Raw genomic sequence first — 13,432 nt, forward strand, 5'->3', positions numbered from 1 at the left:
CCGTTGTGACGCTATGGCAGAGACGAACCCCCCTTCTGAAAAAGAACAAAATAACGAGACACCCACTAACAAGAAGCCCGGAAAGAAGCCGTTAATCATTCTGGGGATTGTGGTCGTGGTGATGCTGATCATTGCGCTGGTGTGGTGGTTTTTGACCCGTAATGAGGAAACCACTGACGATGCGTTCACCGACGGCAACGCGGTGACTATCGCTCCAAAAACTGCAGGTTACGTGACCGAGCTGAAAGTATCCGATAACCAGCGGGTGAAGAAAGGTGACCTGCTGGTGGTTATTGATCCTCGGGATAACACCGCCCAGCGAGATCAGGCGAAAGCCCAGTTGGGGCTGACGGTGGCGCAACTCCATCAGGCGCAAGCCCAGCTGGCGCTGTCAAAAGTGCAATATCCTGCTCAACGCGACGAAGCGCGGGCGCAGGTGCTGAAAGCGCAGGCCGATTTGGCCAATGCCGAAGCGTCCTATCGTCGTCAGCGCGGTGTCGATCCGCGGGCGACCACTCAACAGAATATCGATTCGGCGAATGCACAACTGCGCAGCGCTCAGGCAGGATTAGCCAGCGCCAAGGCGCAACTCGAAGTGGCGGATCAGGTGCAGCTGCAAATCCGTCAGCAGGAAACTAACGTTGAGGCGCGTGAGCGTCAGGTCGATCAGGCCAAAGCCCAGCTGGAAACGGCGGATCTGAACCTTTCGTATACCGAAGTGCGCGCCCCGTTTGACGGCTTCGTCACCAAGCGTAATGTGCAAAACGGCACTCTGGTGCAGGCGGGTACGGCGCTGTTTTCTCTGGTTTCAACGGACGTATGGATAACCGCCAACTTTAAAGAGTCTCAGCTCGAAAGAATGACGCCGGGGAATAAAGTCAGCGTGTCGGTCGATGCGTGGCCGGACATCGAACTGGAAGGGCACGTGGACAGTATTCAGCAGGGCAGTGGGGCTAAGTTCTCCGCCTTCCCGGCAGAAAATGCCACCGGTAACTACGTAAAAATCGTCCAGCGCGTGCCGGTGAAAATCGTGATTGATAAAGGCCTGGATGCGAATCATCCGCTGCCACTGGGTCTGTCCGTCGAACCGAAGGTAACGGTGGAATGACCGACAGCAGCCATGAAAACTGGCGGCCCGCCAGCAATCCGTGGGCGGTGGCGATCGTTGTCACCCTTGCGGTATTTATGGAAATTCTCGACACCACTATCGTCAATGTGGCGCTGCCCCACGTCGCCGGGTCACTTTCGGCCAGCTACGACGAATCCACGTGGGTGTTAACCAGCTATCTGGTGGCGAACGGTATCGTGCTGCCGATTTCGGCCTTTTTAAGTCGCCTGCTCGGACGCAAGCAATTCTTCATCATCTGCATCGTGATGTTCACCATCTGTTCGTTTCTGTGTGGCATCGCCACCGAGCTGTGGCAAATCATTCTCTTTCGCGTGATGCAGGGGTTCTTCGGCGGTGGCTTGCAGCCCACGCAGCAGTCGGTGCTGCTCGATTACTTCAAACCGGAAGACCGGGGCAAGGCGTTTGGCCTGTCGTCGATAGCGATTATCGTTGCGCCGGTGATGGGGCCAACCCTCGGCGGCTGGATAACCGACAGCTACTCCTGGCGCTGGGTATTTTTCATCAATATTCCGGTCGGCATTCTGACGGTGCTGGCGGTGTATCAACTGCTTGAAGACCCGCCGTGGGAGAAAAAAGCCGAAGGTAAAGCCAGCATCGACTGGACCGGAATCGGACTTATTGCTCTGGGACTGGGCTGTTTGCAGGTGATGCTCGATCGCGGTGAGGACGACGACTGGTTCCACTCGAACTTTATTATCACCTTCGCGGTGCTGACGTTGATTGGCATCGTCGGGGCGATTTACTGGCTGCTTTATGCTCGTAAACCGGTGGTGAATTTACGCTGTATGGCGGACCGTAACTTTGCGATTTCTTGCCTGCTGATGGCGGGTATGGCGATGATTCTGTACGGCAGTTCGGTGGTGATACCTCAGCTCGCTCAGCAGGATTTGGGCTACACCGCGACCTGGTCAGGGCTGGTGATGTCGCCGGGCGCGGTGCTAATCGTGCTTACCATTCCGCTGGTGCTCAAGCTGATGCCGATCGTGCAGACCCGTTGGATAATCGCTTTTGGTTTTTGTGCGCTCGCAGCCTCGTTTTTTTGGTCAAGAAATCTGACGCCTGACATCGATTTTGAGACGCTGATGATGTTCCGTTGCGCGCAATCTATCGGACTGGGATTCCTGTTCGTGCCGCTGACGACGATTGCGTTTATCTCCATTCCGCGCCGGCTCAATGCCGATGCGTCCGCATTGTTCACTATGTTTCGCAACGTAGCGGGATCGGTGGGGATTTCACTTTCCACTGCGGCTATAACCGAACGCGCGCAAACGCACAGCGCATATCTGGCCTATAACGCCACGCCGTTTAACGAATCTTTCCAGTTGACGCTAAAAGAGGTGGCGGAGGGAATCCGCAACTTCACCACTCAGGTGGGTGACCCACTGAGTCTGGCCGGGGGACAAATGTATAAGCAGCTCATCGCTCAGTCCCGATTCCTGGCTTATGTCGATGTCTTTACTATTTTGAGCGTGGTGGCGCTATGCCTGATCCCGTTCTGTTTACTGCTTTCGCCTATCAAAAGCGAAGGCAGCGCAGGAGCACACTGACGATGTACAGAAGCCTACCTTTTGCCCTGTCCGGAATAGCACTACTGCTGGCGGGCTGCTCCGTCGGGCCGGATTTCCCGTCACCGCAGCCGAAAACGCCGTCGCACTGGAATGACCCCGGAGACAACGCGGCGGCCTCGAAAACCGCCACCCAGGCGGTAAATACCCGCTGGTGGACGACGTTCAATTCAGCCGAACTCAACAGTCTGATTGAGCGGGCGATCATCGGCAATCTCTCGCTACAACAAACCGCGCTGCGTATCGCCGGCGCGCGCGAACAGCTCAACCAGGCTAACGGCGCGTTCTTCCCGTCGGTAAACGGGAATTTGCAGGCCACGCGCCAGCAGCTGGGTGTTGAAGGCGAGCTAAACTCTCAGGGCGTCTATAGCCAGATAGATAACGTTGACCCGGATTTGAAAGGCGCGCTGCAGCCGCTGACCGAGCCGATTCACCTGTATCAGGGCAGCTTTGACGCGCAGTGGGAACTCGATTTGTGGGGCAAAGTGCGGCGTCAGGTCGAAGCGGCGAAAGCGCAACAGCAGGCGGCAATTGAACAGCGCAACGATGCGCTGGTGTCGCTGGAGGCGGAAGTCGCCCGCGCCTGGCTCCAGTTGCGTGGCACGCAGAGCATTATGGCAACCATGAATACGCAGATAGCCAGCGCCCAGGAAACGCTGGAACTGACGCAAAGTCGGCAGAAGGGGGGGCTGTCGCCGCAGATGGACGTCGAAAACGCCCGTGCACAGCTGGGCAATCTCGAAGCGCAGCTCCCGAGGTATGAGGCGCAGGAACGACAGGCGATGAATGCGCTGGCCATTCTGCTCGGCAAACTGCCGGGCGCGCTGGATGGCGAACTGCGCACCCCACAGCCGCTGCCGAATTTACCGGACGTGGTGCAAACCGGTATCCCGTCGACCCTGGCGCGCCGCCGTCCGGACGTGCGCGAAGCCGAGGCTAATCTGCATGCGGCCACGGCACAAATTGGTGTCTCTGTGGCAGAACTGTTCCCCAGCCTGACGCTGAACGGCCAGTTTGGTTTGCGTAATACCGAAACCAACTGGCTCACCGACTGGAGCAGCCATTTCTACAGTGTCGGCCCGCAGATTTCGATTCCCATTTTCCAGGGCGGACGGCTTGTCTCCAGCGTCAAACTGGCGCGGGCCCAGCAGGGCGCGCAGGTGCTTCAGTATCGACAAACCGTGCTGACGGCGCTCGGCGACGTGGAAAATTCGCTGGTGAGCTATCGCAGCGACCAGAAACAAGAACAGGCATTGCAGCGCACGATTGACGCGTTGCAAAGCGCCTTTAACCTCGCCAGTGACAGCTACAAACAGGGGCTCGCGACGTTCATTGACGTGCTGGATGCGCAGCGGCAACTGGCTCAGGCGGAGCAGCAGCACGCTCAGGCACAGGTACAAAGTCGCATCGATTTAGTCGCGCTGTATAAAGCCCTGGGCGGCGGCTGGGAAACTTATCAGGACGTGCATCTGCCGGATTATTCGGTATTCGGCGATGCGCCTCACGGTTGAGGTTCAGAGAATTGGGCAAGAAACGGGCAGGATCGCCCCATTCGCAAACGCAGGAGTGTGGTTATAACTATACGACACACACCAACGACATCCCCTGAGGAGACAGTTATGCGTTACCAGAAATTAGGCAATACCGGTCTGTTTGTGTCCGAGCTGTGCCTTGGCACCATGACGTTCGGCGGCGAAGGCGGAATGTGGGGCAAAATCGGGCAACTGCAGCAGGCGGACGCTGAGCGGTTGGTCGGCAGCGCGCTGGATGCGGGCATCAACTTTATCGATACCGCCAACGTTTATTCGGAAGGACGCTCGGAAGAAATCACCGGCCAGGCACTGAAAAACCTCAAGGTGCCGCGCGAAAACGTGGTGGTGGCGACTAAAGCGTTTGGCGAAACCGGCACCGCGGGCGTGAACTCCCGCGGCAGTTCGCGCTATCACATCATCAACAGCGTCAAAGAGAGCCTGCGCCGGATGCAGCTCGATCATATCGACCTGTTTCAGCTGCACGGCTTCGACCCGGCCACGCCGATAGAAGAGACGCTTTATGCGCTGGACAATCTCGTGCAGCACGGCCATGTGCGCTACATCGGGGTGTCTAACTGGTCGGCGTGGCAAATCATGAAGGCGCTGGGCATTTCCGAACGTCTTGGCCTGTCGCGTTTTGCCTCACTACAGGCGTATTACACCATTGCCGGGCGTGACCTCGAACGCGAATTGGTACCGATGATGCAAAGCGAAGGCGTCGGGTTGATGGTCTGGAGTCCGTTGGCAGGCGGTTTCCTCAGCGGTAAATACGGACGCGACGGGCAAAACGAAGCGGGCGGACGCCGTCTGGAGTTCGACTTCCCGCCGGTAGACAAAGAGCGTGGTTTCGATTGCATCGACGTAATGCGCGATATCGCTGAAAGCAAAGGCGTGTCGGTGGCGCAAATTGCACTGGCCTGGCTGCTGCATCAGTCGGTGGTCAGCAGTGTGATCATCGGGGCCAAACGTCCGGATCAGTTGGCGGATAACATCGCGGCTACCGAGATCCGTCTGACGGACGACGAGCTGAAACAGCTGGATGCGGTCAGCGCACTGCCGCGTGAATATCCGGGCTGGATGCTCGAACGTCAGGGCGAATACCGCCGTAATCAGCTGGCGCAGCAATAAAATGTCCCCCGGCGGTGTGCCGGGGCGTGGATAAAAACCGGGTAGGCCAGGGGGCCACCCGGTTTTTTTATAGCGGGGGAGAGGCCTGAATCATGGCCGCAATTTTTTCCAGCGTTGGTTTCGCGGTGCTGAAAAATGCCTTCAGCCCAGGGCAGAGATAGTTGAGTCCGGTTTCTCCATCGGGAGCGCGGACGATGCGATTTTTTGGGCATTCACCCCAGCAAAGTTTGAGATGTGGGCAGGTTTTACAATATTCAGGCAGGGTATTTTTCTTGCCCATGCCAAACGCCTGCTGGCGTTCAGAAAATACCATTTGTGCCAGCGACTGCCGGTGGATGTTGCCGAGCTTATACTCCGGATAGACATAGTGATCGCAAGAGAAAACGTCGCCATTTTTCTCCATCGCCAGTGCTTTCCCGCAAAATTCGGCGGTGACGCACAGCTGTGCTGGCAGTCCCATGGTCTGCACCACAGCCGTTTCAAATACGTTGACCTGTACCCGGCCAAGATCGTGATTCACCCACTCCTCAAAAGCGCCAATCAGGAAGCTACCCCAGTCGTCCGGATCGACTGACCAGTCGGTGACAATCGAGTCCAGATCGCCAGGGTGCGCCCGGCGCGTGCCGGTGATCGGAATAGTGTCATCGCGCCAGAACTGTGGTGCGGTATGCTTAAATTCCACGGGTTCCACGCAGGGAATAAACTGGATATAGGTCGAACCCACGGTCTCGGTCAGAAAGTGATACACCTCCTTCGGGAAGCGGGCATTGACGCGGTTGATGACCACCAGAGTATTGAACGACACCCCGTGGCGTTTCAGCGTTTCGATACCACGCATCACGCGGTCGAAAGTGGGTTTCCCGCTGCGGGTGACACGATAACGGTCGTGCAGTTCCCGCGGACCATCAATCGAAACGCCCACCAGAAAGCGATGCTCTTTGAGAAATTGCGCCCACTCATCGTTAATCAGAAAGCCATTCGTCTGTAGATCGTTTTCAATGCGTTGATGTTTTGGCTGGTATTTCTTTTGTAACTCCACCACTTTGCGAAAGAAATCGAGCCCCATCAATGTCGGTTCGCCGCCTTGCCAGGAGAAAACAATCTCTTCGCCGTCCTGGGTGGCGATGTACTGTCGAATAAAGTTTTCCAGCACCTCATCGCTCATCCCTTTGTCGCGATCCTGGTGCAGGAGCTGCTCTTTGTGCAGATAAAAACAGTAGCTACAGTCGAGGTTACAGGTGGAACCAGACGGTTTGGCCATCACATGGTAACGGCGTTTTAATGGCGGCAAATAGCGTCCGGCATTTACCAGCGGAGTCAGCGGCAGGGAGGTGCTCTCTTTCATAGTCTGGCCTTAAAAATGAGAAGTCCGGCCCCGAAACGAGGCCGGTGATGCCGTTAGTTACCGGTCGGCAGGGCTATCTGGAAGCCCTGTTTTTCCAGTTGCTCGCGAACGCCCTGCACGCGTTCATATTGGCTCAAGGTGATCGGGCCGCTGTATCCCTCACTCTGGTTTTTACGCGGTGGATATTTAATGTAGGTCTGCATCAGGTTCTTGATTGCCTCATTAAAGGTCACCAGCGTCCAGGTATGCTCGGTGTAGTTGTTCATAAAGATATCGTAGCGCTCTTGCGGATCCTGCCAGAGGTCGAAGATCTGTGGCACGGTGGCAACATAGGACGATGGCCCTTTCCAGCCGAGGTTAGAATCAACCGCCAGCCCGCCTGTTTTGACGCCATCGTCTCCACGGAGGTTGAACTGTGCCTTATAGTTGCCAACGCGAACGGCCCCAGGGGACAGCTCATCTTCGGTAAAGTAGAACCAGCTGTTGCGCGGATCTTTCCCGGTTCCGAGTAGCACTGGTGAGATGTCATAGCTGTCGAAAATCATCGGTTTGCCAGCGCGATCCTCCGTTGGCAATTTGATGTCTGCCACAGAGGCGAACGTTGCCATCAAATCGAGGCCGCCGACGATGTCGTAGTTGCGGCTGTGATCTTTGATTTTACCCGGCCACCAGGCGATGGCGGGCACGCGACTGCCGCCCTCCCGATCGGTTCCTTTGGTGCCACGGAACGGCGTATACCCGGCATCAGGATAAACATCCTGCCAGGCGCCGTTATCGGTGGTCCAGACCACGAGGGTGTTTTTGTCGAGACCCAGTTCGCGAATCTTATCCATGATATGTCCGACGCGGGCGTCCATTTCCACCATCGAATCGGCGTACTTACTTTTAGACAACGATTTGCCGATGTAGTCAGGATCCGGCATGTTCGGTTGGTGGTTCTTCATGAAGTTAATGCTCATGAAGAACGGCTCACTGGATTTGCTGTTGGCATCGAGATAGTCGATCGCGGCTTTTTCCACATAGCGATCGTAGAACGGTATACCCACCACACCTTCTTTACCGTCGATAACCGGAGTGTTGACATACTGACCGTTGATTTTGAAATCTTCATGTGGCGCTTCACCGGCTTTACCCGACAGGGCACCACGGGTGACACGCGCGAACATCTCACGTAGTTTCGGGTCCATATCCGGGAACCACTTCGGATCGGCATAGGTATAGGCGTTCAGGTGATAGAGACCGACGTAACGCATTTCGTCATAGCCCTGGGCGTTAGGCAGCGCATAATCCGCTTCACCCAAATGCCATTTACCGGTGAAGAAGGTTTTATAGCCTCCGGTTTTCAGCACCGAGGCCAGCGTCCACTCCTCTTTCGGCAGGCCGCCGCCCTGACCCTGGAAGGCCACGGTCGTCATCCCGCTGCGGTTCGGGATACGACCTGTCTGCATGGCGGCCCTGCCTGGAGTACAACTGGGCTGACCGTAAAAATCGAAGAAGGTCATTCCTTCATCCGCCAGGCGATCGAGATTCGGAGTCGGCATGCCGCGGCCTGGGCCACCGCCATAAACCCCCAAATCGCCGTAGCCCGTATCATCCGAAACAATCAGGATGATATTGGGTTTCTTATTGTCGGGGGGCGGAGCAGCCGTATTCGTTGGGTCTTCCGCCACTGCACCTCCGGTGCGGATTAGCGAACCGGCGGCAAACGCCAGGACGCCAACACCTTTCCAGCTTTTTCTCATCAGATAGTTCCTCTGCTAATTGTTGAACAGCGTTGGTGGTCGTAGTGCGGTGGTTGTCGAGACCCAAGGCGCTCGAGCGAGCCATGAGGCCAGTGCCCCCATTGAAGTGAAGTACAGTTGTGTAAAATTACTGTGAGTTATTTGTAATTTTTTGTTTTCTTCGCCATGAAGCAAGCGTAGAGCCTGAAGTCGATTTACGCCGTGGACAAATATCAGTTCATTGAGGAAGTGTTGATAAACAGGCAATAACGCCAGCGTGACAATACTATCTTTTCGAATCTGCTCACAAAAACAACACAAGCCTTTTGCCTGATTTGTCATTTAGTTCTATATGACTAGTCATGAAATTTAAATGACTAGTCATATAAGCGGAGAGCGACAATGAACAAACTGCCGAAAGATTTTTTGTGGGGTAACTCGGTTTCCAGCATGCAGACCGAAGGGGCATGGAACGAGGGCGGTAAAGGCAAATCGGTGTATGACATTCGTGAGCCGAGTGAGTTTGCGTCCGACTGGAAAGTGGCCACCGACTCGTATCATCGCTTTGAGGAAGATTTTGATTTAATGCAGGATTTGGGCATGAACTGCTACCGTTTCCAGATTGCCTGGAGCCGCGTATGCCCAACCGGTGACGGCGCGTTTAACGAAGAAGGGATCGCGTTTTATCACCGTTTCATCGACGGTCTGATTGCTCGCGGCATCGAGCCAATGATTTGCCTCTATCACTTCGACATGCCGTTGGCCCTGGCCGAAGAGTACAACGGCTTTAACGACCGCCGCGTGATGGATGCGTTCGTGCGCTACGGGCAAAAGATGATCGACTGTTACGGTGACAAGGTGAAGTACTGGCTGACCTTCAACGAGCAGAACATTTTCCACATGCCGATCGCGTTCCGTATTTCGGGCTATCTGCGCGGAGAAGAAACCCTGCGTGAGCTGTACGAAATTCAGCATCACACGATGGTGGCACATGTGCAGCTGACGCAGTATCTGCACGAAACCAAGCCCGGTAAACTGATGGGCGGCATGCTGGCGCACCAGCTTATCTACCCGGCGACCTGCAAACCGCGCGATATTTTCTGTGCGCAGCAGTATGACGAATTCCTGAACCAGAACCTGCTGCGCGTGTACGCAGGTGAAGGTTACAGTCCGGAAGTGATGGCGGTAGTGAAGCGCGAAGGCTTTGACGATATCTATCGCGAAGAGGATTTAGCGCTGATTGCCCGCAACAAAAACGACTACATGGCGTTCAGCTATTACGCCAGCCGCACGCTGGATACCGATCTGATCCCGGAAGGCACCGACGTTAACTATTACCTGAAGTACGGCGATAAAAATAACCCGTATCTGAAAGCCACCGAATGGAACTGGCAAATCGACCCGCTCGGCTTCCGCAGCATCATCACCCGTTATTACAACGACTGGCGGATGCCGGTGTTCCCGATTGAAAACGGTATTGGCGTCATCGAATCCTGGGATGGCGAGAATCTTATCGCCGATGACTACCGCATCGCCTATCACCGCGACCACATCAACGCCATGAAAGAGGCGATTTTTGAGGATGGAGCAGAGGTGATTGGCTATCTCGGCTGGGGGCTTATTGACATTCTGAGCTCGCAGGGCGACATGCGTAAGCGCTACGGCGTGGTGTACGTCAACCGCGATAACCACGATCTGAAAGACTTGAAACGCGTGCCGAAGAAAAGCTACGCATGGTTGAAACAGGCGATCCGCAGCAACGGCGAAGAGATGTAATCTCAGGGCCAGCCGGGTTTCTCCCCGTCAGCGTGATCGTTGGCGGGGATACGAGTGAGTGAAGAAAAGGTCTCTGCAAATGTCTGATAACGTTACATCCAATATGCAGTCTTTTACCGATCGCTTCGTGGAGTTTTCGGCGCGCATCGCGAACCAGGTTCACCTGCGCTCGTTGCGCGACGCATTTGCCGGTGTCATGCCAATATTTATTCTGGCAGGGCTTGCTGTGCTGGTGAACAACGTGGTGTTCCCGTGGATTTTTGAAGGCGAAACGTTAGTACGCTTCAAGGTCTGGGGGGAGGCGATTATCAACGGCACGCTAAACATTGCCGCGCTGCTCATCGCGCCAATGATTGCGTGGTCGCTGGCGCGTAACAAAAACTTTGGTAACCCGGTTTCGGCCGTCGTCATTGCGCTGTGCAGTTTCATTATTATGATGCCGATGCAGGTCGATATGGTGCCGGTTGGTGGCAAAGTGGCGGTGAGCCTGACGTCGATTTTGACCTTCGCCAACATCGGTTCCACCGGGATTTTCGCCGGGGTCATTATCGGCCTGCTGTCGACGGAGATTTTTATCCGCATTGCGCAGTTTAAGCGGCTGGAAATCAATCTCGGTGATAACGTGCCGCCTGCGGTAAGCCAGTCTTTTTCATCCCTGCTGCCGACGATTATCACGCTTTCGCTATTTGCGGTATTCGCAGCACTACTGAGCAATCTGCTACACACTGACCTGATACATCTGATAACGACGCTGATCCAGCAGCCGCTGCGGTTGATCAACACCAGCCTGCCGGGTACTCTTTTTATCTACAGTTTCGGTAACTTCCTGTTCACGCTAGGGATTCATCAGTCGGTGGTGAACAGCGTGGTGCTGGAGCCGTTCCTGCTGATTAACACCAACGAGAACATGCTGGCGTATGCCGCAGGGCAGCCTATACCGCACATCATTAACAACATTTTCGTGCCGACCTTCGGCATGGTGGGCGGAACCGGCAGCACCATTTCGCTGCTGATTGCCATCTTCCTGTTCTCGCGTCAGAAAGCGTCGAAGCAGGTGGCACGGCTGGCGATAACCCCGGGCCTGTTTAACATCAACGAGCCGGTGATTTTCGGTCTGCCGATTGTGTTCAATGTGCCGCTGATGATCCCGTTTGTTCTTCTGCCCGCCATCGGTATTTTCTTCGCCTGGGTCTGTACCACGCTCGGATTAATGTCTCGTTGTGTGGTGATGATCCCCTGGACAACACCGCCGGTACTCAGCGCCTGGCTGGCGACGGCAGGGGACTGGAGGGCGGTCGTGGTTCAGTTGATAATCATCGTCTTTGGTGTATTCTTCTACCTGCCTTTCCTCAAGATTTCAGAGCGAGTGGCCTTAAGAAACAATGGGATAAATGACCAGGATGCGTAACAATGGCGGCGAAATATCTTACTATCGCGCGGGAAATTAAGAAGCGGATTATCAGCCAGCGCTATCCCGCCAGCTCACCGTTGCCCGATCAATTTGCACTTGCGGCTGAGTTTCAAACCAGCCGCATGACTATCCAGCAGGCGATTCGCCAGCTGATCGTCGAAGGGCTGATTTACACGCGTCAGGGGCAGGGCACTTTTGTGCGCAAGAATTTCCTTCAGCTTTCACAGTGGGATTTGCCCGGTACCGACTATTTTGGTGCGACCAAAACCTGGGAGCATCTGGGCACGGTCAGCAGTCAGGTCGTGCGGTTCGACCTGCGTTTTCCTAACGAAAAAGAGCAGTCATCGCTGCTGATTAACGCCGATGCGCCAGTCTACGATTTTGTCCGTTTGCGTTTGCTGAATGGCGATCCGATGTCATTGGATGCGACAGTCATGCCGGTGAATCTGGTACCCGGGCTGAATAAAGGCCATCTGGAAAGCTCAGTGTTTCAGTATGTCGAAACGCTCGGGTTAAAGATTATGGGGTCGTATCGCGTGGTGCGCGCCATCAAACCGGGCGAACTGGAGCAGCAGCATCTAATCTGCGAAGCGGGTGACCCGGTGCTGGAAGTCGAGCAGGTCATTTATCTGGAAGACGGCACGCCGCTGGAGTATGCCCATTGCCATTACCGCTACGATCACGGTGGGATTGTGATTGTGAATAACGGTTAATCAAAACAGCCATCATAAAAAAAGGCGGATTTTTCAATCCGCCTTTTTTGTGTTCTTTATCAGGTTATCAGTTCAGACGAACTGGCATCCCGGAACGATCCTGTACGGCCTGGTCTGCCACGTTGGTATCCACATCCGCCTGACCCGTTACCGTTTGAACTGATTTGTTCAGCGTAATAGGTACGATTTCTCCGCCGTTAAACTGCGCATCGGTGGTTGAAAGCGGGTTGTGAACTTCAATGTAGCGGCTACCGTCTGGTTCAGTGGTCGCTTTAACGGGCTCATCAATAAACTGTACGCGCGTACCGACTGGCACGTTCTGGAACAGGAATTTGATGTCGTCGTTACGCAGGCGCACACAGCCGTGGCTCACGCGCAGACCGATACCGAAGTTGGCGTTAGTCCCGTGAATAGCGTACAGACGGCCGATATACAGCGCGTACAGACCCATAGGGTTGTCCGGACCAGCAGGCACAACGGCTGGCAGCGGGTTACCGGCTTCAGCGTATTCAGCATGCATTTTTGCAGTCGGCGTCCAGGTAGGACCCGCTTTCTTACGTTCAACTTTAGTGACCCAGTTGATCGGCGTATCTTTACCCAGCTGACCGATACCGATTGGCAGAACGATCACTGTATTTGTACCCGCCGGGTAGTAATACAGGCGCATTTCCGCACTGTTGATAACGATGCCTTCATGCGGGGTATCTGGCAGGATCAGCTGTTGCGGAATATTCAACACGCTACCGCCTTTCGGCAGATACACGTCAATACCCGGGTTGGCTTCGGTCATGTTGGACAGACCCATCTGATACTGCGCTGCGAAATACTCGAGCGGCTGTTTGTTCTCATCAGGGATTGTGATTACCTGGTTCTGACCAATCAGACGGCTACCGTCGGTTGGCAGAGGATAAGTCACAGCAGATGCAGTATTGCAAAAGCCCATAACGGCAAGAGCTGCCGCGAAAAGCGTAGATATTTTCATTTTCATTTTATACGAATTATCGGTGCCACGCAGGCTGTTGTTAGAGAAATGGAACCCTTAATGGGAGCGCATTATATGTGCATTCCACGCCGCAGGGAAATCAGATGTGGACGAAATCACATTTTTTTCA

10 protein-coding genes are annotated in these 13,432 nt (G+C 54.9%); 7 read left to right on the plus strand and 3 right to left on the minus strand.

What is annotated here, in order from left to right; genetic code table 11:
- The first annotated feature begins 13 nt into the window (after positions 1-13).
- From MUU46_RS17955 to MUU46_RS17970, 4 genes are all read left to right on the plus strand, one after another.
- On the plus strand, positions 14-1,108 hold the full coding sequence (locus MUU46_RS17955; RefSeq protein ID WP_159754069.1) for an HlyD family secretion protein: 1,095 nt from the start codon (positions 14-16) through the stop codon (positions 1,106-1,108).
- Positions 1,105-2,676: a DHA2 family efflux MFS transporter permease subunit gene (locus tag MUU46_RS17960; protein WP_258966217.1), complete on the plus strand. Its 1,572-nt coding sequence runs from the start codon at positions 1,105-1,107 to the stop codon at positions 2,674-2,676. Before MUU46_RS17955 ends, MUU46_RS17960 begins: the two co-directional genes overlap by 4 nt.
- A 2-nt stretch (positions 2,677-2,678) precedes the next feature.
- The gene (locus MUU46_RS17965; protein WP_258966218.1) at positions 2,679-4,205 is read left to right on the plus strand and encodes an efflux transporter outer membrane subunit; all 1,527 of its coding nucleotides are present in this window, start codon (positions 2,679-2,681) and stop codon (positions 4,203-4,205) included.
- A 108-nt stretch (positions 4,206-4,313) separates the two neighbouring features.
- A complete protein-coding gene (locus tag MUU46_RS17970; protein WP_159754060.1) occupies positions 4,314-5,354 on the plus strand; it encodes an aldo/keto reductase in 1,041 nt (346 codons plus the stop codon).
- 67 nt (positions 5,355-5,421) lie between these two features.
- Here MUU46_RS17970 and MUU46_RS17975 read toward each other — a convergent pair whose 3' ends face one another.
- Both MUU46_RS17975 and MUU46_RS17980 read right to left on the minus strand, forming a co-directional pair.
- On the minus strand, positions 5,422-6,699 hold the full coding sequence (locus MUU46_RS17975) for an anaerobic sulfatase maturase (protein WP_159754057.1): 1,278 nt from the start codon (positions 6,697-6,699) through the stop codon (positions 5,422-5,424).
- Between the two features lie 53 nt (positions 6,700-6,752).
- The gene (locus tag MUU46_RS17980) at positions 6,753-8,441 is read right to left on the minus strand and encodes an arylsulfatase (RefSeq protein ID WP_258966219.1); all 1,689 of its coding nucleotides are present in this window, start codon (positions 8,439-8,441) and stop codon (positions 6,753-6,755) included.
- A gap of 381 nt (positions 8,442-8,822) precedes the next feature.
- Here MUU46_RS17980 and MUU46_RS17985 point away from each other — a divergent pair, with 381 nt between their 5' ends.
- The 3 genes from MUU46_RS17985 (at position 8,823) to MUU46_RS17995 (ending at position 12,320) form a co-directional block, all read left to right on the plus strand.
- Complete coding sequence (locus MUU46_RS17985; RefSeq protein WP_159754051.1) at positions 8,823-10,196, plus strand: glycoside hydrolase family 1 protein; 1,374 nt, start codon at positions 8,823-8,825, stop codon at positions 10,194-10,196.
- Positions 10,197-10,275: 79 nt separating this feature from the next.
- Positions 10,276-11,604, plus strand: coding sequence for a PTS sugar transporter subunit IIC (locus MUU46_RS17990; RefSeq protein ID WP_159754048.1), 1,329 nt, complete (start codon positions 10,276-10,278; stop codon positions 11,602-11,604).
- Positions 11,605-11,606: 2 nt separating this feature from the next.
- A complete protein-coding gene (locus tag MUU46_RS17995; protein WP_159754046.1) occupies positions 11,607-12,320 on the plus strand; it encodes a GntR family transcriptional regulator in 714 nt (237 codons plus the stop codon).
- A gap of 67 nt (positions 12,321-12,387) precedes the next feature.
- On the opposite strand, the gene ldtB is transcribed toward MUU46_RS17995, so the two are convergent.
- A complete protein-coding gene (gene ldtB, locus MUU46_RS18000) occupies positions 12,388-13,308 on the minus strand; it encodes a L,D-transpeptidase (RefSeq protein ID WP_258966220.1) in 921 nt (306 codons plus the stop codon).
- Positions 13,309-13,432 lie beyond the last annotated feature (124 nt).

The sequence above is a fragment of the Scandinavium tedordense genome, assembly GCF_024764965.1.
Taxonomy (GTDB): Bacteria; Pseudomonadota; Gammaproteobacteria; order Enterobacterales; family Enterobacteriaceae; genus Scandinavium; species Scandinavium tedordense.